Raw genomic sequence first — 22494 nt, forward strand, 5'->3', positions numbered from 1 at the left:
AGGGGAAACGAATGAAGAACTACGAATTCTCTCCACTTGGTGATTCAGGTGTGATTGTCAAGCTTGGGGAAGTGATTGATCAAAGGACGCATGAGATTGTCGTGATGTTCGCGGATTTTCTTCTGGAGAATCCTTTTCCGGGAATGCTGGAGATTGTCCCCGGTTTTACCACCATCACGGTTTATTATGATCCAATTATTCTCGCACAGCAGTTTCCACATGACCTGATGCCTTATGAGAGCGTCCTCGCTATCCTTGACAGAATGTTCCAGGAGCTCACTGTCACAGGCAAGGCTAAGCCTAGGCTTGTTGAGATTCCGGTTTGCTATGGCGGAAGCTTTGGGCCGGATTTGGACAACGTTGCTCAGCAGAACAGTCTCACGCGAGAGGAAGTCATTGCGATCCATTCATCTGCCGAATATTTGGTTTACATGATCGGATTTGCCCCCGGTTTTCCGTATCTTGGGGGAATGGACGAGCGTTTGGCTACTCCACGCCGCTCTTCACCTCGTCTCTCGATTCCAAAAGGCAGTGTAGGGATTGGCGGTGCGCAAACAGGTATTTACTCAATCGAGACGCCGGGAGGATGGCAAATAATCGGAAGAACACCACTCAGTCTATTCCAACCAACCGAGAGTCAGCCGAGTCTTTTGCGTGCCGGAGACAAAGTTCGTTTTCGTCCGATCTCCGAACAGGAGTATGAGGCTGGGAAGAAGGTGTTTCGATGAGCATAGAGGTTGTATCGCCAGGGCTTTGTACAACCGTGCAGGACTGGGGCAGGTACGGCTATCAGCGGCACGGTGTCAATGTAGGTGGTGCGATGGATGCACTTGCCGTACAGATGGCCAATATGCTGGTAGGCAATCATCGAGATGAGGCAGTTCTGGAGTTAACGATGAAGGGACCGACACTCTTGTTCCAAAAGGACATGCTGATTGCGATCTGTGGTGGCGATCTCAGTCCAACTATCAACAAAAAAACAGTCAAGTCCAATCGAGCAGTCTGGATAAGAAGCGGAAGCATTTTGCAGTTCAGCCATGCGAAAAAAGGCTGTCGTGCCTATCTCGCTGTTGCTGGTGGTTGGGATGTGCCAATCGTGATGGGGAGCCGCAGCACGAATCTGCGAGCGGGATTTGGGGGATTGGCAGGCAGAATGCTGCAAGCAGGTGATAGACTCGAGCACAACCCGCAAAGCTCATTCAGCTTGTATCTCGCAAAGCAATTGGAACAAAAAGTAGGAGACGAAGCTTTTTCCGATACAGATTGGTTTATTCCTGCCAGTCATTTTGCACAATGTCAGGAAAGTATCGTTCGGGTCATTCGTGGGGATCAGTTCGACGATTTCACAGCAGAGAGCCGTCAGTGCTTTTTCGATCAGGCTTTTCAGGTATCTCCTCAATCAGATCGGATGGGGTATCGTTTGACGGGATCGACTCTTGCCCTTACGTCTCCACTAGAGTTAATATCTGCTGCTGTCACGATGGGAACGATTCAGGTTCCTCCAGACGGTCAGCCGATCATTCTCATGGCAGACAGACAAACAATCGGCGGATATCCCAAGATCGGGTATGTGGCGACTGTGGATTTGCCGATCATCGCTCAGTTGCGACCGGGAGAAACGATGCGTTTTCAGGAAATTTCTCTACAGGATGCGCAGCGGGCATTGTACGAACGAGAGCGGACCATGAATGAGATCCAATTGGGAATCAAACTGACTGTAGGGTGGAGGTAATACATGAAGAGCGTAGATTTAAACTGTGATATGGGAGAGAGCTTTGGCGCTTACCGGATTGGGAATGACGAAGCGATTCTTCGCTATGTCAGCTCGGCAAATGTCGCTTGTGGTTTCCATGCAGGAGACCCTGGAACGATGAGAAAAACAGTGCAAATGGCTTTGGAGGCAGGTGTGGCAATTGGTGCCCATCCCGGATTCGCTGATTTGGTCGGCTTCGGTCGCCGCAACATGGAGATTTCCCCCGAAGAGGCGTATGATCTAGTCGTGTACCAAATCGGAGCCCTGCAAGGCTTTGTGCGGGCTGAAGGGGGCGTCATGCATCATGTGAAGCCACATGGTGCCTTGTACAATATGGCAGCCACAAGACCCGCTCTGGCCGAGTCTATTGCGTTGGCCATCTACAAAGTAAATCCGGAACTGGTGTTGTATGGCTTGGCGGGAAGCGAATTGACGCGTGCTGGCGAAAAAATCGGACTAGCTACAGCGCACGAAGTGTTTGCCGACCGCACTTATCAGCAGGATGGCACGCTGACACCGCGCAATCAGCCGAATGCGATGATTACGGACCAACAGCAATCCCTCCAGCAAGTCATTCGTATGGTGAGGGACGGGCTCGTCCTAACCCAGCAAGGCGTGGACATCCCGATTCAGGCCGATACCATTTGTATTCATGGCGACGGTGCCCACGCGTTGGAATTCGCGCAGAGTATTCGAGAGGCATTGTTAGTAGCCGGTATTCCGATAGTAGCACGAGTTGCCCGATAGACATCTATCGGGCTTTTTCTGTTTCTGCACCGGGGGTCTGGTATTGTGTGGTACTTCGCTTTTTCCCCCAGAGAAGGAAGAGCAGGAACAATAGGGGGATATAGCCAAAAATAAAAACGATGCTCACTTTCCCATAAAAATGGAGTGCCATGAGCAAAGGAGTCGTACCTTCGAGCAGATAGGAACCCATTGCCAAAGATGCTAGGAGAAGCAAAAGGGCGCGGAATTGACTGATGCCAAATATCTGCTTCATTCCGCGGGTAACCCCCCATAGATTGAGACAGATGTTTGGCAAAATCACGAACAGCCAGAGAGAGATCACAATGAACTCCAATCGCTGCAAAATCGGAATTTCGACGATTTTAAGCATGGTCAAGGTCGGCCAAATAATCTTATCCAGCTCACCATGGCTAAACATGAGGAATGTTACAATAGCGACGGCTACATACAGGAGCGTGCTAAAAAGGACGCCAGCGTGTGCCCATTTTTGCGAGTGAGCTGCTCGCTTGATAAACGGGTAGTAGAAGAACAGTAGTTCAAAGCCCATATAATTGATAACAGCGTCTTTGGCAGACGCGAACAAGGCGGTAAAGCTATGCGAAAACATCGGGAACAAGTTAATCGGGCGAGCGTACTCGAAAGGGAATAGAAACAAAGGAAGCATCAATATCGCCGGAATCACCACACCAAAAAAGCAGACGCCCGTAACCGTACGAAAACCACCAGCAACAATGTACAAAATGAGGAGCAAAATAATCAGCGTCGTACTCCATGTATGCATGAGAGGGAAAATAAACTGCTTCACAATACTGACATAAGAACGCAAGATGAGAAAAGCAGCCATCCAGACGTAGATTAATACGACAAAGCTCATTAATTTTCCTAGCCATTTTCCAAAGCAGAGCTCGTGAAGGGAGAATAAATCATGGCCCCCCGCATTCAACATGAAATAGAGCATCCAAATAATGAGATGGATGCTTGCCCCGGCAAGTATAAGGGAGATCCAGGCATCGTATCCGGCATGGGCTACGATTGTCCGTTGAAACCCTAGTATTCCGACCCCCACGATATTGGCGTGCACGAGAAAAAATACAAAAAAAGGTGAAACCATCGCGCTTTCCCGAATGGAAGTACTCACCTGATCCCTCCTGGTTATTCATTACTCACCCGTTTGCTCCAGCTTGATCGAAGCAGTCACTGCGATTTTCATTTGTGGATAAATCTTTTTGAAGTGGGAGTAGTTCCATGAAGCGCTTCGACTGCGAACCAAATCACCAAATCCAACCGGATCAACTTCAAGTTTCTGCAAATGCTTCACAAAGCTCGTCGCCTCTTTTTGCAGGTACGCGGAAAGTTCTTTTTCCATTTGATGGAGGACTTGTGGATTGGATAATTGCAGCCACTTTGAATAATCTTTGATTTGTCCATTTACCGTGAGCTTTACCATGATGCTGGGAACAGGCCCTGTCGTATTGACATCGAAGGCGGCATGGGAATGCAGATTTTTCAAAAGTCCGGATTCTTTTCGATTGTTGATCGTCACCTCAAATGGAATCTGACCACTCTTGGCTTTTTCGACCATGATTTTGAGTAAAAAGCTTTCTTTTGAATGGATGCGATGCACGAATTTGTCATCTCGGAAAAGCGCGAGACCATCCAGCTTCACTCTGTCATTATGCATCACGAAATAGGGAAGGTAAGGATCGCGACCCTCACCATAATAATTAAACAAGAAAATATGCAAGTTGGTCTTGGGCAAATTCAACGTTTTGATATTCTGAGCGACGCTATCGGAGATGAAAAAAGGAATTTGCATATGGCGAATGCCTTTCAAAATCGTCATTGCCTTTGGTTCTGCAACAGCGAGTTGAAGGCGAAAACCAATAGCTGGATCGCGGCAAAGGGTATGCACCAGCGTTTCCACTCCGTTTTCTGCATATTTCCTCCCGACTATAACGGAGCGCAATTGCCCAAGCTCCACTTGAGAAGGCGTGATGGCATTAAAATCAGGGAGGATCGTAAATAAATTCGAGCTTTTCGTTTCCAATAGCTCTATCTGAGTCTTTTCCTTTCCATATATGTGAGTAATGGCTGCCCCTTTTATTTTTTGGTCTTCGAGATCGAGACCCAGTGAATGAATCAATTGCACTTCGCTGACAATTCGAGTCGAAGAGCAGCCAGCCAAGATCACTATCAATAGCACCGCTGTCCATTTCCTTTTTGCAAGCATGGTTTCCTCGATGGCTCCTTCTTCTATTCATCAATGTCTCTTTTTTGAGTCGCCTTGTCAGGATCGTACCTCCATTGTGAGATGACGCGCATAACAGCAGACCTTTTGGCTGTGTGGCTGTAGGAAGAGCGAATGAAGCTGTCCGCGAAGCTGCGTCTGCGAAAAGGGTAAAGCGGAGCCAGATAAGGTGTTCCTAACGATTTGAGTTGAAGCAGATGAGTCAGCATGAACATTAAACCGATGGCAATTCCAAGCCCGCCCCAAATTCCAGCCAAAACAATGAGCGGGAAGCGCAGAAAACGGATCGTGTTTGACATTTTATAGATGGGGGTGGTAAAAGAGGCAAGTGCCGATAGAGCTACGATGATCAGCAAAATATTACTGGTCAAGGCTGCTTCTACTGATGCTTGTCCGATGACGATTCCACCTACAATACCAAGAGTTTGTCCGACCTTTGTCGGGAGCCTTGCACCTGCTTCTCGCAAGAATTCGATCGTCAGCTCCAAGAAAAGCACTTCCAAGACGGGAGGAAAAGGGACGTACTTCCTCGATAAAATGATCGGAGCCAGCATGTCTTGCGGGATCATTTCCAAGTGAAAGGTGAGAACCGCCGTATAGGCAGGAGTCATCAAGATCGAAAAAAGCACTCCGAAAATGCGAATCAACCGAAATAAGGATGATAAGATCCACGGTAAATAATAATCCTCGGGAGAAATGAAGAAATCAAAGATGGTAGTTGGACCTGTAATGACATACGGGGAAGCGTCGGAAATAATCACGATTTGCCCGAGAGTTAACGCATAAATGACCCGGTCAATCCTTTCCGTAGACAGGAACAATGGAAAAGGCGTATTCGAATTGTCACTCATGATCTGATCGAGCTGTGATGAATCAAAAATAATATCGAAGTCGATGGAGTGCAGTCTTTGCTCAACGGTTTCAATGTGCTGAGGATTGGTAATGCCAGACAAATAGACAATGGCGATACGTGTATGAGAGAGTGTTCCTAAGGTCAACTCTCGAACGATTAGTTTTGGAGTGCTGATTTGTTGACGGATGAGATGCAGGTTGATATCGATATTTTCAACAAAGCCAACCTTTGGTCCAACGACACTAAACTCGTTTTCCGTATCGTTGTCCGTTCGCAATCCTTCAGTCGGATTGGACAGATTGATCAGGGCGAAAAACTGCCAATTGTCTTTTGCCTGTATAGCAGCGTAGCCCGTCATGATTTTGGAGACGACCAGCTGTATGTCGTCTGTATAAATAATATCCTCCACATGGACGAAGCGGGAAAAATGGCGCAGTTCCGTGAGCGATTCATTTGCTTCTATGCGTTCTTGATAGGGACGCAAGAGATTTTTTTGCAGCAGCTCTGTTTTTATCAACGTTTGATAGTACGAAATGACAAAAGGACTTTCCTCGTTCAGTAGGGCGTAATGTTTAAAATCATTCGAGTCTTGTGCGATGGAAAGAAACTCATTCCATTCCGTTATCATGTCGGTTTCGCTCCATAAGCTGTTGATCATTTGTGTTTTACTATGTCCGGTTCACAGTGGAATTATTATCTAGGAAATAGAATGATTTCCTAGAGGGAGGGGAACAATCAATCAAAGAACGAAGTGTGAAGAGAAATGGAAATTGAGGGGTTCATATGCTGGAAGTTAACTGTGATACATCATCGCTGAAGGCGGAATTGCTGCAAGAGCTGAGGGGAATATCCGTTACGTTGGATGAGAGCATACATGCGCTAAAAAATGAAAACGAATGTGTACTCGGGACGTTTGACCAAATACGGACGAAGTTTAGCCGACTCGAAACAGTAGCAGCCTCCTTTTATTTACAATGCTATCTCTCACCCTATACGGAAAAATATCTGGATTTATCCAAGGCCGTGCAGCACTTGGCCAAAAGGCGCCAAGGAGCATTGATTGTCGTTGAACGTGAGGACCCGCTAGATCTGCTGCTGCAAGCAGGCATACCGATTGGGGCCACGATGAGTCATTCCTTGCTGGAGTCGATTTTTTATCCTGGCAGCCCTTTGCATGATGGGGCCGTCCTGATTCGGGAAAATCATATCGTTTCCGCGGCCAATGTCCTGCCATTATCTCAAGTTGTGGTAGGGGAAAAAAAGCTGGGAACCAGACATCGTGCTGCGTTGGGCTTGAGTGAAAAAAGCGATGCACTGATCGTCGTTGTTTCCGAGGAAACGGGGAAAGCGTCCTTTGCCATGCAGGGACACATGTATCCGATTATCTCTCCTTCATGAAAGCGCTCCGCGAAAAGCCGTTGAATCCGAGAAAAAAAGAGGCTGGATTTGTCATGGTGATGATGAAATCCAGCCTCTCGCTATGTCATTCTCAGGAGAATCAAGCCCAATTTCCGTTGCGGAAGAGTGGTTCACGCTTGCCGTCAGCTGTTTCTCCATCAATGTTCATTTCGGCGGAGCCGATCATGAAATCGACGTGAGTGAGGCTGATATTGATACCGCGGCTAGCCAGTTCTTCATTACTCATGTCAGCGCCACCTTCGATATTCACACTATACGCGTTCCCGATCGCCAAGTGGTTGGACGCATTTTCATCAAAGAGCGTGTTATAGAAAATGATATTTGATTGCGAGATAGGGGACAGATGAGGAACCAGCGCCACCTCGCCCAAATAATGCGAGCCTTCATCTGTTTCAATTAATTGTTTCAGGGACTCTTCTCCCTTTTCAGCAGTTGCCGAGACAATTCTGCCTTTTTCAAACGTCAGCGTAAAGTTCTCGATCAAATTCCCATGATAGCTCAAGGGCTTGGTGCTGCGAACGGTTCCGTTGACGCCTTCTTTTAATGGCGCGGTGAATACTTCTTCTGTCGGCATATTGGCCATGAAGGAGGCACCGTCTTTATTTACGCTCCCGCCGCCAATCCAGATGTGATTTTTAGGCAGCTCAATCGTCAAATTGGTGCCGGGAGCTTCGTAATGAAGATAGCGGTATTGTTTGGCGTTGAGGTGATCCACCTTGCTGTTCAATGTCGCATGATGGTCATGCCAAGCTTGGACAGGGTCATCCATATCTGCGCGAGTGGCGCGGAAGATTGCCTCCCATAGGGCAGGCTCCTGTTCCTCTTGTGGCAAATGCGGGAAGACCATTGCCGCCCATGCAGGTGATGGAACTGCTAGCACGCACCAGCTCACTTTATCAGACATGGTATAGCTGCGGAACTTGTGGAGGGCTTGACCAGCCGTTTTGTTGGCAGTAGAAATGCGTTCAAGATTTACACCCTTCAGCAAATCGGGATTCGCTGCAGAGATGTAGAGAAACGCCGCGCCATTTTCCGCCATTTCCTCCAATCCTTGTACCTTCCATTGCGGGTATTCACGAAACGCTTCGTCAGGAGCCAAATCATATTTCATCCGTGTGAGTTCATCGTCGGTCCAATCAATATGTACATGCTTGGCACCCGCTTCGTACGCTTTTTTTGCTACTTTTCTTACAAAAGGAGCAGTAGATAGCGGAGCTGTTACTACTAACGTTTGCATAGGCTGCACGTTGACGCCGACTTTTACAGCGAGATCAGCGTAACGGTCAAACAAGGTTTCAAAAGACATCGTTCATTTCCTCCTTTTTAGAACAAAAGGCTTACTTGCATTCTATCTATTTTACCTTCCCCTCCGAAATCACCTGCTTATGATTTGAAAGAATTTCCTAGGAAAGCGCAGAAAAAGACAGACTACCGCCTAATTCGAGCAAGTTATCCACTTGTTTATTTTGGTTAATTGTAGGAAAATTCAAATGAAAAGGCAAATTTATTACATAAAAAATATTTTATTGGCAGAATTAAAGGAGGCAGTCAGAGTGAAGACAAGACAGACACGTGATCAAGTCGCTGTCGAGTATACGTGGAACCTGAACGATCTGTTTGAGAGCCAGGAAGCGTGGGAGCAAGAATTAGCAGAAATTATACAGCATCTGCCTGTTGTCACAGCATTCAAAGGTCAACTGCATAAGAGTGGAGAGACGTTGTTGGCATGTTTGGAGGCAAACGAAGCGATCAATGTTCGGGCGAATATCGCAGCGACATATGCCAGACTGCGGTCTTCTGAAGACGGGACGAATCCACAAAACCAAGCGAACTCTGCACGGGTAGGGGATGTCGTATCTCAGCTTAACGCTGCGCTTTCTTTTATCCCTTCCGAAATTTTGGCGTTGCCAGAAGGAAAAATCGAGAGCTTCTTGGAGGAAGAACCAGGACTCGAAATATTCCGCAAAAGCTTGAAAGATTTGCTGGAAACAAAGCCGTACCGACTGTCGGCTGAGACTGAGGAAGCGTTTGCGGCGATGGGCGAGGTTTTCGGTGCACCATACAACATTTACTTGCGTGGAAAGTTGTCGGACATGTCATTTGCACCCGTCCTTGATGGCGAGGGAAAAGAGCGTCCCGTATCTTTCGCGCTGTTTGAGACAGATTATGAGATGTCTTCCGATACGGTGCTCCGCCGTGCTTCGTACGAATCCTTTTCGAAGACGCTCGCTTCTTACCAAAACTCCTTCGCTGCGGTATACGCGTCAGAGGTGAAAAGACAAACCGTCATGTCTCGCCTGCGTGGTTATGAAACCGTAACGGACATGCTGCTTAAGCCGCAGCAAGTTACACTGGATATGTACCACAACATCCTGGATATCATCGGGAATGAACTCGCTCCGCACATGCGACGCTATGCGAAGCTGAAAGCAAAAGAGCTTGGCCTCGAAAAACTTGCCTTTTGTGATTTGAAGACGCCGCTTGACTCAGAATTCAGCCCGCCGATTACGATTGAAGAAGCTGGGAAAAAGATTCTGGCATCCTTGCAAGTAATGGGGCCAGAGTACACGGCGATTATGGAAAAAGCACTGAATGAACGCTGGATCGACTACGTAGACAACGTGGGCAAATCGACAGGTGCGTTCTGCTCAACGACATACAGCAAGCACTCTTACATTCTCATAACGTGGTCGGGAAATATGCGCAGTGCTTTCACGCTGGCTCATGAGTTGGGGCATTGCGGACATTTTATGCTGGCGACAAGAGAGCAAAGCTTTACGAACTCTCGTCCTTCGTTGTACTTTATCGAAGCGCCTTCTACACTCAATGAGCTCTTGCTCGCGCAGCATATCGTGGAGCAATCCGACGATCCTCGTCTGAAGCGTTGGGTCATTTTGCAATTGATGAATACGTATTACCACAACTTTGTCACGCATCTTCTCGAAGCGAGAATGCAACGAAAAGTGTACGAAGGAGCGCAAAAAGACGTACCTTTGACTGCCAAACAGCTCTCCGAATGGAAAGGGCAAGTGCTCGCAGACTTCTGGGGTGATGCAGTTGATCTGGACGATGCAGCGAGCCTTACATGGATGCGCCAACCGCACTATTACATGGGGCTGTATCCGTACACGTACGCAGCTGGTTTGACTGCTTCTACCGCAATGGCGGCGAGCATCAAGCAAGAGGGACAGCCTGCCGTTGACCGTTGGATCGAGGTGCTCAAAGCCGGGGGAACACTAACGCCGCTGGAACTGATGAAAAAAGCTGGCGTGGATATGTCAGATCCGCAACCAATCCGCGAGGCTGTCGCTTACGTCGGAAGTCTGGTTGACGAGCTGGAAAGACTGTTTTAACCTGAAATAAGAAGAAAAGGCTTGTGATCTTCGAGGAGTCACAAGCCTTTTGATTTGATCAAGCAAGAAGGAGTAGTCATCATGACCGAATTTACGCAGCGCGCACTAAAAATTATTGCCGGGATTCCAACGGGCCATGTCATGACGTACGGGCAAATTGCTGCGTTGGCCGGAAGTCCGAGAGCTGCCAGACAAATCGTTCGCATCCTTCATTCCTTGTCCAAAAAGCACAAGCTTCCTTGGCATCGGGTCATCAACGCCCAAGGAAAGATCGGATTGCAAGATTTGGATTCGTTCACGCTACAAAAAATGGCCTTGGAAAGCGAAGGGGTAGTCGTGTCAGCAGCAGGAGAAATAGCGTTGGAGCGTTATCAGTTTCACCCACAGGTAGTGGATGAGCCGGTATTCTAGTATCCGACCTCTACCGAAGCGATGACGATATAGGCAAGGTCGTTTTTGTCCTCTTTTTCAGCGATCACGACCCCACTGCTCGTCAGCATGCCGCCATCGACGATTTCGAAGGAAACTTCCCCGTAAGGCAGTGCTTTACGAACCGTTTCCAGGTCGAGCTCGTCCTTGTCAGCAGGAACGGCCAGTCTCACATTTACTTTCATGTTATGGATATCGTTTCCTGGCAGGACAGAGCGCAGTCCAGGCATCGAATTATGATGGATGGCATTTTGAACAGCACGGACTGCGGCTTTGGTGACGTTTTGTCCATGCATGTCGATGCCCATTCCTATTTCAATAAACATTACTTTTTCCATTGGCTTGTTCACTCCTATTTCATTCTACTTTTCTACCATCTTTATCTTACCACGAAAAGGAATGGTTTTTTCTCTTATCTGTATTGTGTTTATCGTCAAGACATGTCATCATAACATGTTAGCATCTATGCTTGACGATTCTTTTCATTATTGGAGGCAGGTCACAATTGGAACGTTATCCTTTTGCCTACGATCCGTCCCAGCCGTTCATCTCGCAGGTGAGTGATTGGGTAGCGGACGTTTTTTATGAAGTATTGCCTGAGGCTGGATTCGAGGTGCGTGATGAGCAAATCTACATGGCCTTTCAGCTTGAACGGGCTTTTATAGAAAAGCAAACGATTTTTGCAGAGGCGGGAGTAGGCACGGGAAAAACAATGGCTTACTTGCTGTACGCCATCTGCTATGCACGGTATACCAGAAAGCCCGCTATCATTGCCTGTGCGAATGAGTCTCTGATTGAGCAGCTCGTAAAACCGGAAGGCGATATTGCGAAACTGGCTCGCCATCTCAACCTGACGATTGACGCGAGACTCGGAAAATCTCCGGACCAATATGTCTGTTTGCGCAAGCTGGATGAGGCGAGATTCCAGCCTGAGACAGGCGAAGCTTTCCAGCATATTTATCAAGAGCTGCCTTCATTTGTTCATACACATGAAGCCTTGCAGTCCTTTTATCCGTATGGGGATCGCAGCACATATCCTGAACTGGATGATCAAGAATGGGCGCAGATGAACTGGGATACTTTTCAGGATTGCTTTGTGTGCGACAGACAGCACCGTTGTGGGCAGACCCTTTCCAGAAATCATTATCGACAGTCAGCAGATTTGATCATTTGCTCTCATGACTTTTATATGGAGCATGTGTGGACTTATGAGATCCGCAAGCGCGGAGGTCAGCTACCGTTGCTGCCGCCGCATAGCTCGGTCATTTTTGATGAAGGTCATCTGTTGGAGCCTGCTGCCCAAAAAGCATTGACGTACAAGCTGAATCACTCCGTCTTCGAAGAAACGATTACGCGTGTGTTGAAGGGAGAGATCAGGGAAGAGCTCGCCATTGCCATTGAGGAAGCCATTGCCCAGAGTGAGGAGATGTTCTCGCGATTGAACGAAGAGAGCAAGGCTGTGATGGGCTCCAACCGAAAAGAAATCCATTTTCATCAGGAACTCATTGCAACCATCCACCGCTTTACGAGTCTCGTCAGTTGGATTGAAGAAGAGCTGGCGCTAGAGGGCGGTTTGTATACGTTGGACGAGTTCCAGCTGCGAATTGTCGAGGAGCATTTGGAAATGATGCAGTTGGCACTAGGACTTTTCCAGGACCCGGATCACGTCATTTCCTGGATGAGTGAAGAGATTACGGGGCCAACCTTGGTCGTCATGCCAAAAAAGGTGCAGGAAGTACTGGAAGAGCGCGTCTTCTCACAAAAGATGCCAATTGTCTTTTCGTCGGCGACTCTATCTGTTGACGGATCGTTCAAGTATGTGGCGGACAGCTTGGGCATTGATCAATACCTGTCTTTCTCGGTGGCTTCTCCATATGAGTACGACAAACAAATGGAAGTATACGTACCGACACTTTCCGTGACCGATTCATTTGCGGAAAAAATGAGACAGGCTACCCAATTACTGCAAAAATCAGCAGGTAGTGCGCTGTTGTTATTTTCCTCCATGGAGGAATTACAGCAATTCAAGGCTGCCATCAAAAACGAGCCTGCCTGTACGGATCTGCGATTCTTGTTTGAAGGAGATGCGGAAATCAGCCATCTGATCTCTCAGTTCCAAAACGACGAGAAAAGCAGCCTCTGTGCGGTGAGCCTGTGGGAAGGGCTAGACGTTCCGGGGCCTTCGCTGTCCAATGTGATCATTTGGTCACTGCCATTCCCGCCGAATGATCCGGTGTTTACAGCAAAACGAAAAAGTGCAGCGAATCCTTTCGACGAGGTAGATTTGCCTTACATGCTGCTGAGACTGCGTCAAGGCATCGGGCGTTTGATCCGTTCAAGAGAAGATAGCGGTCTGGTATCGATCTTGAGTCCGCAATTGAGCCAAGATGACAAGCTGAGACAGCAAGTGCAGGATGTATTTCCGAGTGGGGTAGAGTGGAAAACGTCTTTGGACGGTGTATTGGCGTAAAGAAAAAGCAGGAAGCCATGAAGGCTCCTGCTTTTTCTGTGGCTATTCCGGCATGTTGCCGACAGTAGGGTCGACGACGAAATCTGGCTTGAAGCCTTCATATTTTACTTCGGATACCATTCCTTGCGCAGCATGGCCCAGATCGTGGCAGTGGAACATCCAATCTCCTGGATTGTCAGCTTCGAAGGCGACTACATATGATTCACCCGGCAAAATGTTCAGCGTATCTTTGACCAGAGGTGAGCCTGTGATAGGCTGTCCGTTTTTGCTTAATACTTGGAAGAAATGTCCGTGCAAATGCATCGGGTGGATATCTTTTGGGGACTTGTTCACCAGCGTGACTTTGACCAGATTTCCTTTTTTGACGTTGAGAGGAGGGACATTCGGGAACGTTTTACCATTGATGGTAAAGGCCATTTTTCCATTTGCCGTTTCCGTGTTTAGATCCATTTGATACGTAATGTCATACTTCTGCTCCAGCATAAAGCTGCTTTTTGCTGCTTCGCCGTATTTGGTGATGTCTATCGTCGGCATGTCGCCAGCTTCTGATTTGGCTGCTTTTGTTTCCGAGCCTTCGTAGACGATGGGTACGACAAGGGACTTGGCGCCTGGATTTGTGCTGCGCTCCTCTAGTAACCATTTGCCCGGATTGTTTGCGACAAATTCGAGATCATATCGTTCTCCTGGTCCGATATTGAGGAGCTGGCCTCCTACGAGGGGCGGATTATTGATAGGTTGCCCGTCCGTTGCTACGATTTTAAATTCATGACCTTGCAGGTTCAGCTTGTGGTTCAAGTATCCGGCATTGATCAGGCGGATTCTGACCTTCTCACCTTCTTTAACAGGTAGCGGCTGGATTGCTGGGCCTGTTTTTCCGTTCACGGAAAAAATCGTATACATCAACGGCATCATCTCAGCGTCACTCATGGGCATCTCCATACCGGTCATGTTGTGACCACCAGAGGAAGAGCTATCGGAAGAAGGGGAACTCGTGCCGTGGCTCATGCCACTTCCGTGCATTTCCGCCATGCTATCGTCCTGCATCCATTCATCCAGAACGAGGGTAAAATCCTTATCAGCTGGCTCTGGCGTAGCCGGTTCCACCACAAGTGAACCGTACAAGCCTTTGTCTACCTGCTTGGCGCTGTTTTGATGCGAGTGGTACCAGTATGTCCCGGCAACGTCCACCTTGAATTTGTAGGTGAAGCTTTCGTTTGGTCTTACGGCATTTTGGGTCACGCCAGGGATTCCATCCATGTTATTCGGGACGGGTAAGCCATGCCAGTGAATGGTGACGGGCTCGGGCAATTCGTTTTTCAACGTCACGCTGATGGTTTCCCCTTGTTTGACACGAAGCTGTGGACCTGGAACGGTTCCATTGTACGTCCATGCGGTTTTCATGGTCTTGTCATCGAGGTGGAGCATGTTTTCTTTTGCCGTGAGGGTAAACGTATTGCCTGTAAGCACCTCCATAGACGAGTCACTGGATGAGGACATCTGTTGTGGTTGAGCTTGTGCGGATGTTTCGGGTGAAGAATTCATGTTGTGTCCATTATGATCCATCGTGGTATTGTCAGTGGCAGTCGAGCATGCGGATAACAGCAAAACGCCACCTAGAACCAGGGGATAAGCCCATCGGCGTATTTTCCGTTTGTTCATGTGTTCCTTTTCCTCCTTTGCGCTGTTGGAAAAAGCGTACCAAACGATTGTGTAGAAAACATGAAGGTAGGATGTATGACACTTCTGTTACGCATTTTGCAAAAATGGGAAAGTAAGCGTGAACAAATGCTATAATGGAGTATCGTACATACGAGTAATCAGTAGAATCGGACAGGGATGGTGTTCACGTTTGGGTAACGTAGATTTTGCGAGCTTGCCTTGGAACGTTTTTTGGGTTGGAGTCGCTTATTTTTTGGTCACAGGAGTCTTTTTCTGTCTTGGGTTTATGCGATTGCTTTCCGAACGGGTGAAAAGTGGCATTGTATGCATGGTGATTGCGGTTGTCAGCGGTGGTTTTTTCTTAAATTATTTGTTTACTCATCATATTTAAATTGGAATAATCAAGCGAAAATCCTCGTCGGTGCTGGTAATCGATGGGGATTTTATTTTTGTCTTGTATTTCCTGTTTCAATTGGCGAAAATGGTAGTGATAGGGGAACAACCGTGGTTGATGTCGCTTTCCTTCGGGGGATGCCGATTCACAAGCAATGATTCCTCACGGATTGGAAGACGCTATACATACTCGTTTTTGGATTCTGCCTTACATCATGCTGAAACTTATTGGCTCAAAGGTTTATCAACAAATGACAATCAGGAATGTCAATACAACTCGCAAAATTTACGAACGGATGCAGGCTGTTGATCCGTAAAACTTTTGTGACAAGTAAACACGTTGCATTTTGCATCTGACAGTGGTGGTCTGCGATGATCTACAATCGTGAAGCTGATGGGGGAAAGTATACCAGCAGCTTCTTTTTTGTTCCGCGTTTTGACCGGGAAAAAACATGGTCAGAATGTAAACAGTTTGTAACGAGTTATCCCCCGAAACCGTCATATAATCAGGTTACAAACAACTATTCAGCAAGAGACTCACGTAAGACAAGGACCGGGTAATTTCCTTGTGAGACGATCCACTATAAGGAAGGTGTGATGCATATATAAGGGAGTAAGCGAACCAAAAACAACGAGATAGTGAGTAGTTCATCACATCCTGAATACGGGCAACGATGATGGGAGAATTCATTTTCCATAAAGATAATGAACGAGATCAACCCCCGTTTTCGCACGATTCTAAAAAACAGGGGTTTTTGCATTCATAGAGCACGCAATTCCCGATGTGTAATGACTGCCCCCAACAACAAAGGACAATAACAGAACGGAAGGTAAAAGGGGAGAATGCAAAATGTTTTGCATGGCGAGCACGAAGAATCACCATAAAAATATGAAAAGGACGATGGGTACGAAAAGAATCAATAATCAGAACGAATTAATCACTCGCCAACATGCAACGACAGGAGGCCACCAGCATGCCTGAACCGATCAAAGGCTCCAGCAGTCGATACATGGCTGGGATCGACGGGCTTCGTGCGCTGGCGGTACTCGCAGTCATTATTTATCACTTGAATTACGACTGGGCCCCCGGGGGATTGCTGGGTGTCGGGATTTTCTTCGTTTTATCGGGATACTTAATTACAGATTTATTAATTGCAGAATGGAATCGTAATGGCAGACTCGACATGAAAGACTTTTGGTTGCGCCGTGCCAGAAGATTGCTGCCAGCGCTTTTCCTCATGCTGTTTGTGGTGATGGCAGGCGTAGCCATCTTTTCGCCAGACCAGTTGAAAACCATCCGCGGAGATGTAGGGGCAGCTGTTCTGTACGTAAGTAACTGGTGGCTGGTCTTTCATGACGTATCTTATTTTGAAAAATTCGGTCCGCCTTCACCATTAGGCCATCTGTGGTCATTGGCAGTAGAAGAACAGTTTTATGTCATTTGGCCGCTGGTACTCGCTCTGGGACTCCGCTTCCTGAAGCGCAGGGGGCCAATCATGATTATTACTTTGGTGCTGGCTGCAATATCCGCCATTTCCATGGCCGTTTTGTATGAGCCAGGTCTTGATCCGAGTCGTGTATATTACGGAACGGACACACGGGTATTCGGGTTATTGATCGGTGCCGCACTCGCCATGATGTGGCCGAGTCGCTTGCTAACGACGAACATTTCACAAAAAGCGCGAATTACGCTCGATCTAAGCGGTCTTATGAGCTTAGGGATTCTTTTGTACAGCATTTGGAACACGAATCAATATGATGATTATTTGTACGAGGGCGGGCTCGTCCTTCTGTCTGTCGTCAGTGCCGTGCTGGTCGCCGTACTCGCACATCCGGCAAGCAGCTTGGCGAAATGGATGGGCTGCAAGCCATTGCGTTGGATCGGCGTTCGATCTTACGGGATTTATTTGTGGCATTACCCTGTGATCGTTTGGACGAATCCGTTCCTAGCGGACAGAGAGTGGATGGCGGTACCTGGAGCGGTTTTGCAGCTCCTCGCAAGCATTTTGCTGGCATCGGTGTCATTTAAATATCTCGAGGAGCCTATTCGTTACGGTGCGTTAGGCAGAATCTGGCAGCGCTCCAATAAGGCGGGTCAGAAAACCAAACGTTTAAACCGTGTATTGGCAACCGGTTGCGCGATTGCTCTTTGTGTCACGTATTATGGGATTGCTTCACTCACGTCAGATGCGACCGCTGGAAATGTGACACAGCCAACTCAAACTGTCACCGAGACAAAGGTCCCCGACAAGCCTCATGGTCCTGAGGTGCCAATCGTAGAGAAGAAGCCGGAAACGGTTCAAAAACCGGCAACTCCCCCGACAAAACCGAAAAACGAACAGAAGCTAAATAACAACGGACAAAAGCAGAAGCCTGTGGAGAAGCAGAAAGATTCGAATGCTTCCAAACAGCCTGACCAAAAACAGGAACCGATCAAAGCGATAGGCTCTGGTAAAGGGATCACTGTGATTGGTGACTCTGTCATGCTCGATGTGGCTCCTTACCTGGAGAAACTACTGCCAGGGCTCGTCGTGGATGCCAAAATCGGAAGGCAAATGGCGCAAGCTCCTGACGTAATTGCGCAGCTCAAGGCAAAAGGCCAATTGGGAAATCGCGTCGTGATTGAATTAGGCTCGAACGGCGCATTTAGTAAAGGGCAGCTCGACAAGCTGCTGCAATCACTGGATGGCGTAGAGCAGATCATTCTCGTCAATGCTCGCGTACCTAAACCATGGGAAAGCGTCGTGAATAAGATGCTGGCGGAAACGGCTGCAGCCCAACCACATGTCGTTCTTGTGGATTGGTATACGGCAAGTGAAGGGCAAAGCTCTTACTTTTACAAAGACGGTGTTCACCCGAATAAGGAAGGCTCACAAAAATACGCGGCACTCGTGGCGAGTGCAATCGCACCGACGGAGCCGGAGAAGAAGCCGGAAGTGAAAGAGGAAGAGAAAGCGAAAGAGTCGGCAGTCGAAGAGGCCGGGCAGATGGAAGGGGCTCTGGAAGCAACTGAGGAGACCCCTATGGAAGAAATGGTACAATAAAGCAAGGGAAGACCAGTGAACTAACTCGTTCGCTGGTCTTTTGTATGTGACAGTGCCTACAACCAAACATAATTTCCTTCAAACAATAGCAGATCAGCTCATGGACTTTTTTCGCACTCTCCTGTACGATAGCTAACGGAAGAATAATGCATCGGGTGAAAGAAGGAACAATCATGATTCGGTCGTACTTGCTGTTGCTTTTTTGTGTAACGCTGTGGGGAAGTAATTTTGTTTTCGGAAGCATGCTGGTCAAAGAGTTTCCTCCGCTGTTTTTGGCAGATGTACGCTTGCTTTTCACATCTATGTTTCTGATCATTTACGCGTGGCTGACCAAAAAATTCGTAAAAATCACCGCTCGTGAGCTAGGACTTCTTGTATTGCTTGGCTTGATCGGGACGCTGGCAAATCAAACGGCGTATTTCAACGGGCTATTGACGACAGACGCGACAACGGCAGCGTTGATTCTTTCCTTGTCGCCGATCGTCACTGCAGTGCTTGCGTCTTTGTTTTTGAAGGAGCAGTTTACCCTGCGCATGAAGGTTGGCTCCGGCTTAGCTCTCCTGGGAACATTCTTTGTAGTCGGTGTTGGAGCAGGATTATCCATTTCCAAGGGAGTCTTACTCATTGTGATTGCCATGGTCACATTCTCTTCTTCCATGATCATCATTCGCAAACTGACACAAACCATCCAGCCGTTTATTGCCACCGTGTACTCGACGACGGTTGGGACTTTGTTTTTGACTCCTGCGGCGCTGTTGACGATCGAGCCAGGGGCGCAGATCAGCCACGAAGCATGGGCATGGGCGATGCTCATTTTGACTGCGATCCTCATGCAAGGAATATGTGGAATCGTCTGGAATCAGCAATTAAAAGTGGTAGGGACGGGCAAAGCAGCTATTTTTCTTAACTTGCAGCCTTTTGTAGCGATGCTGGTCGGGTTTTTACTGCTTGGTTCGCAGGTGACGTCGATTCAAGTGGGGGGCTCCTTGTTGATCGTCGTGGGTGTGATTGTTGCCAGTGTTCAAAAGAAACAATCTGTTCAGCCATCGAAATCGGTATAGGGCTTACTTGCTCATAAGAAAAGGACCTGATGGGAAGGTCCTTTTTTTGCATGGAAGGAAAACGAATGGACGCTATACGAATTTGTACATCAGGACATCATCTGCGTATTCATTCTCAGCCAGCTTGAATTCTTTTACTTTTCGTCCTTCTTCCACAAAGCCAAGGCTTTTGTATAAAGCAATCGCTCTCAGATTGTTGGAGAACACCCCTAAGCTCACTTTTTCAATGAGCGGATGCTGCTTTGCCCAAGCTAACAACTCCATCAATAAAACCTTGCCGATGCCCTTATTTCTGTGAGCTTTCTGGATCATCATCGTGATCGAACCTGTATGAGACAAACGCTTGCGAGCCGGAGATACGAGCACGATCATGCCAGCCAATTCACCGTTTATTTCCGCTACCAACATGGTTTCCCTGTCATTGTCAATAATGTTTTGGATCCACTCAAGCTGCTGTTCCATGGTTTTGTTGAACTCTTCGGAAACAGAAATAAAAAATTCCCCTTCACCAACCACATCACGCTGCAAAGATAAAATGGCCGCTGCATCCTCGATATGAGCGAAGCGAATGGTCACTTTGTCGTCTGTATGTCTAGTCAATGATTTCACCCCGTTTGCAGGCTTACGCTTTGTTTAACCAATACAACTTACATTTTGAAAGCTTTCCGTAATTGCGCCGACATCTCATCCAATGATTCTTGCGCTTGCTTGATCGTAGTATGGAATCCGATAAAGGAATGGATCAAGCCTTGTTCATTCCGATAGACGACCTCGACACCGCTATCGCGTAGCTTGTCTGCATACGTTTTTCCGCCATCTCGCAAAGGATCGTATTCGGCTGTAATCACCATGGCGGGGGGCAGACCAGTGAGATCGGCTCCGTTGATCGGATCAAGATATGGATTTTGGAGATCGGCTGGCGGCAGATAATGAGAGAGGAACCAATTCAGCAATTCCACATCCATCAAATAGCCACTCGCATTTTCCTGCATGGATGGATAGGGAGCAGTGTCCACTATTCCTACGGCTGGATAGATTAATAATTGAAATACGATAGGAGGGCCCTGCCGTTCTTTAGCCATAAGATTCACGACTGTGGCAAAATTACCTCCGGCGCTATCTCCCCCTACCGCTATCCGCGACGGATCAATGCCAAACTGATCGGCATGGTCTGAAATAAATAGGAGAGAATCATAGGCATCTTCCAACCCTGCCGGAAAAGGATGTTCAGGAGCGAGCCGATAATCGATAGAAATGACGACGCATTTTGCGTTATTTGCGAAGTTGCGACATACCGAGTCTACCGTTTCGAGATTGCCGATCACAAATCCGCCTCCATGATAGTACACGAGGGCAGGAAAGGGGGCGTGACCTTCTGGTGTGTATATGCGGATCGGAATGGAACGACCTTCCAAGGGAAGCGATAGATTCTCTACCTTTTTTACCTGTTCACGTTCCACGCTTGAATCTCGATTTTGATCAGTCGCCATTCGCATAATCTGTGGGGTCAATTGGTTAAAATCGACATCATGACGTGAGCGGTTGAAGACGTCTAAAATTTGTTGAATCTGTGGATGAACGGGCATATGACAACCTCCTTTTTGGTCGTTGGATATTTTCCGCCTTTCTCATGGAGTAACAATTAAATGGTTTGTGGGGAGGGGAGTATCCGATAAATTTTCCGTGGGCGCCCCCGGTTTGTTGGCGTCTCTTCCCCAATGAGCTCGATAATGTTGTGTTCTGCCAAGTCACTCAAGATTCTTCGCGCATTGCGAGGGGTCATCCCCATCCATTCCGCGATCATCGAAGCGCTGATATATTTTTGCCCAAGCGCTTTTTGGACGGAAATGATTTTGTTAAACGTCGTAATACTGACACCGGCTTTTTTCAGATTTTCGCTGATTTCTTTGTCCTGTGTCCAATATTCGTAGCTGATGCTGTTCGGCTGACGCAGCGGTCCTTCAATCGAACCGTCATGGTCAACGAGGATCACGGCATCCTTATGGTTTTTGGCCTGACCGAGTGCAAGCTGAGCATTGCGCTCTGCAGACAATGCTGTGACACCAAAGCCGATTCCCATATTTGCGTGCGAATGGGTGAGCAGCTTGATTTTTTCCAAAAGGAGCGTGGGGTGAAAATCCGGATTGTCTTCATACGATCCGCGGGTGGAAAAAATAATGAACTTGGAATTGCCGACCGCGACGAAGCTACCGGAAATCGACTCTGTGTAATCGAGGACGAGCTCTTGGAGCTTCAAGTCGAGGCGGCGCAGCTCGTACGCGTTGGCAGGTTCATTTACGAGCTTTTCCATGTCGGATACCTCAATCAATTGAACAGCAATTTGGGAGCGCTTGAAGTGGAGCGTTTCTCCCTCTTGCAGAATTCGCTTGAAAATCTCTCGGAATATGAAGCGTGTGAAGCCCATTCGATACACTCTGATTCCTAGTCGCTTTAATTCTTCGGTGACAAAAAGCGTTCCCGTGACACAAGCGTCTACCTTGCCTTCCTGGATAAGGCGGGTGTGATAGGCTACCAATTCAGATCTCTTTCTGAATTCTTTATATGGCTTTAGGTATGGATTCTCACAGTGCAGGCCCAATTCCTCTAAAGTCTCACGAAAATGAGCTTCCGAAATGGTATCAAAGCTCACGCGATCCAAAGACAAACCATCGCGGTAGACCAATTCGAGCAATACTTTGGTCAGGACACTTGAATTGACTTGGGGATAAAAGGCTTTTTTCTTGCCAATATGCGCTTTTGCCATCGAGTAGGGAGCGACTCCAGAGAAGAACCAGATGTCTGTTTCCATATCATTTTCGGCTACATAGGCTGGTACTTGTTCCACTCCTTGATAAATAAAGGAGGTGAGCAGGATCTGATCGGAAAACTCACGTCCGACAGCTACCATTGCATCTACTGAATCTTTTGGACCGACTATGCCAACTTTTATCATCAAAATGTCCTCCAAAAAGTTAAACTACGGGATAAACAATTCGTCAGGAAGGAGATCCATCCTTTTTTCGGCATTCTAGTATGCCAGTCTTTCTTATATAGATTAAATATAA

18 protein-coding genes and 1 pseudogene are annotated in these 22494 nt (G+C 47.6%); 10 read left to right on the forward strand and 9 right to left on the reverse strand.

The window, feature by feature from the left end:
* Positions 1-11: 11 nt before the first annotated feature.
* Genes pxpB through HP567_RS16880 form a run of 3 tightly spaced genes read left to right on the forward strand, consistent with a single transcriptional unit; the run spans position 12 to position 2500 of the window.
* Complete coding sequence (pxpB, locus tag HP567_RS16870) at positions 12-728, forward strand: 5-oxoprolinase subunit PxpB (RefSeq protein ID WP_173609368.1); 717 nt, start codon at positions 12-14, stop codon at positions 726-728.
* A complete protein-coding gene (locus HP567_RS16875; protein ID WP_173609367.1) occupies positions 725-1732 on the forward strand; it encodes a biotin-dependent carboxyltransferase family protein in 1008 nt (335 codons plus the stop codon). Before pxpB ends, HP567_RS16875 begins: the two co-directional genes overlap by 4 nt.
* 3 nt (positions 1733-1735) lie before the next feature.
* Entirely contained in the window at positions 1736-2500 is a 765-nt protein-coding gene (locus tag HP567_RS16880; RefSeq protein ID WP_173609366.1) for a LamB/YcsF family protein, read from the forward strand.
* 4 nt (positions 2501-2504) lie between these two features.
* On the opposite strand, the gene HP567_RS16885 is transcribed toward HP567_RS16880, so the two are convergent.
* From HP567_RS16885 to HP567_RS16895, 3 genes are read right to left on the reverse strand one after another with little or no spacing between them, the layout of a single operon-like run.
* On the reverse strand, positions 2505-3638 hold the full coding sequence (locus HP567_RS16885; RefSeq protein WP_173609365.1) for a GerAB/ArcD/ProY family transporter: 1134 nt from the start codon (positions 3636-3638) through the stop codon (positions 2505-2507).
* Between the two features lie 21 nt (positions 3639-3659).
* Positions 3660-4703, reverse strand: a complete 1044-nt coding sequence (locus tag HP567_RS16890; protein WP_229088051.1) for a Ger(x)C family spore germination protein — start codon at positions 4701-4703, stop codon at positions 3660-3662.
* A 50-nt stretch (positions 4704-4753) separates the two neighbouring features.
* The gene (locus tag HP567_RS16895) at positions 4754-6229 is read right to left on the reverse strand and encodes a spore germination protein (protein WP_173609363.1); all 1476 of its coding nucleotides are present in this window, start codon (positions 6227-6229) and stop codon (positions 4754-4756) included.
* A 155-nt stretch (positions 6230-6384) separates the two neighbouring features.
* On the opposite strand from HP567_RS16895, the gene cdaS reads away from it, so the two are divergent.
* A complete protein-coding gene (gene cdaS / locus HP567_RS16900; RefSeq protein ID WP_173609362.1) occupies positions 6385-6999 on the forward strand; it encodes a sporulation-specific diadenylate cyclase CdaS in 615 nt (204 codons plus the stop codon).
* A gap of 100 nt (positions 7000-7099) precedes the next feature.
* Here cdaS and HP567_RS16905 read toward each other — a convergent pair whose 3' ends face one another.
* Positions 7100-8326 carry an aminopeptidase gene (locus HP567_RS16905; RefSeq protein ID WP_173609361.1) on the reverse strand — a complete coding sequence of 409 codons (1227 nt, stop codon included), beginning with the start codon at positions 8324-8326 and terminating at the stop codon, positions 7100-7102.
* 247 nt (positions 8327-8573) lie between these two features.
* Here HP567_RS16905 and pepF point away from each other — a divergent pair, with 247 nt between their 5' ends.
* Entirely contained in the window at positions 8574-10373 is a 1800-nt protein-coding gene (gene pepF, locus HP567_RS16910) for an oligoendopeptidase F (RefSeq protein ID WP_173609360.1), read from the forward strand.
* Between the two features lie 81 nt (positions 10374-10454).
* Positions 10455-10784, forward strand: a complete 330-nt coding sequence (locus tag HP567_RS16915) for an MGMT family protein (RefSeq protein WP_173609359.1) — start codon at positions 10455-10457, stop codon at positions 10782-10784.
* On the opposite strand, the gene HP567_RS16920 is transcribed toward HP567_RS16915, so the two are convergent.
* Positions 10781-11140 carry a Lin0512 family protein gene (locus tag HP567_RS16920; protein ID WP_173609358.1) on the reverse strand — a complete coding sequence of 120 codons (360 nt, stop codon included), beginning with the start codon at positions 11138-11140 and terminating at the stop codon, positions 10781-10783. The two genes, HP567_RS16915 and HP567_RS16920, sit on opposite strands and share 4 nt — an antisense overlap.
* A gap of 167 nt (positions 11141-11307) precedes the next feature.
* Here HP567_RS16920 and HP567_RS16925 point away from each other — a divergent pair, with 167 nt between their 5' ends.
* Entirely contained in the window at positions 11308-13272 is a 1965-nt protein-coding gene (locus HP567_RS16925) for an ATP-dependent DNA helicase (RefSeq protein ID WP_173609357.1), read from the forward strand.
* Between the two features lie 42 nt (positions 13273-13314).
* Here HP567_RS16925 and HP567_RS16930 read toward each other — a convergent pair whose 3' ends face one another.
* On the reverse strand, positions 13315-14931 hold the full coding sequence (locus HP567_RS16930) for a multicopper oxidase family protein (RefSeq protein ID WP_173609356.1): 1617 nt from the start codon (positions 14929-14931) through the stop codon (positions 13315-13317).
* 608 nt (positions 14932-15539) lie between these two features.
* Between HP567_RS16930 and HP567_RS16935 the strand changes: the two are divergent.
* The 3 genes and pseudogenes from HP567_RS16935 to HP567_RS16945 all read left to right on the forward strand — a co-directional run.
* A pseudogene (locus tag HP567_RS16935) lies at positions 15540-15641 on the forward strand (DUF1697 domain-containing protein); the annotation flags it as partial.
* A gap of 657 nt (positions 15642-16298) precedes the next feature.
* Positions 16299-18368 carry an acyltransferase family protein gene (locus HP567_RS16940; protein ID WP_173609355.1) on the forward strand — a complete coding sequence of 690 codons (2070 nt, stop codon included), beginning with the start codon at positions 16299-16301 and terminating at the stop codon, positions 18366-18368.
* A gap of 173 nt (positions 18369-18541) precedes the next feature.
* Positions 18542-19429 carry a DMT family transporter gene (locus tag HP567_RS16945; protein ID WP_173609354.1) on the forward strand — a complete coding sequence of 296 codons (888 nt, stop codon included), beginning with the start codon at positions 18542-18544 and terminating at the stop codon, positions 19427-19429.
* Positions 19430-19501: 72 nt separating this feature from the next.
* Here HP567_RS16945 and HP567_RS16950 read toward each other — a convergent pair whose 3' ends face one another.
* The 3 genes from HP567_RS16950 to HP567_RS16960 are packed head-to-tail and all read right to left on the reverse strand — an operon-like array spanning position 19502 to position 22382.
* On the reverse strand, positions 19502-20029 hold the full coding sequence (locus HP567_RS16950) for a GNAT family N-acetyltransferase (protein WP_173609353.1): 528 nt from the start codon (positions 20027-20029) through the stop codon (positions 19502-19504).
* A 47-nt stretch (positions 20030-20076) separates the two neighbouring features.
* Positions 20077-21015, reverse strand: a complete 939-nt coding sequence (locus tag HP567_RS16955; RefSeq protein WP_173609352.1) for an alpha/beta hydrolase — start codon at positions 21013-21015, stop codon at positions 20077-20079.
* 56 nt (positions 21016-21071) lie between these two features.
* On the reverse strand, positions 21072-22382 hold the full coding sequence (locus tag HP567_RS16960; protein ID WP_173609351.1) for a hypothetical protein: 1311 nt from the start codon (positions 22380-22382) through the stop codon (positions 21072-21074).
* Positions 22383-22494: the final 112 nt, after the last annotated feature.

It is taken from the genome of Brevibacillus sp. M2.1A (assembly GCF_013284355.2).
Taxonomy (GTDB): Bacteria; Bacillota; Bacilli; order Brevibacillales; family Brevibacillaceae; genus Brevibacillus.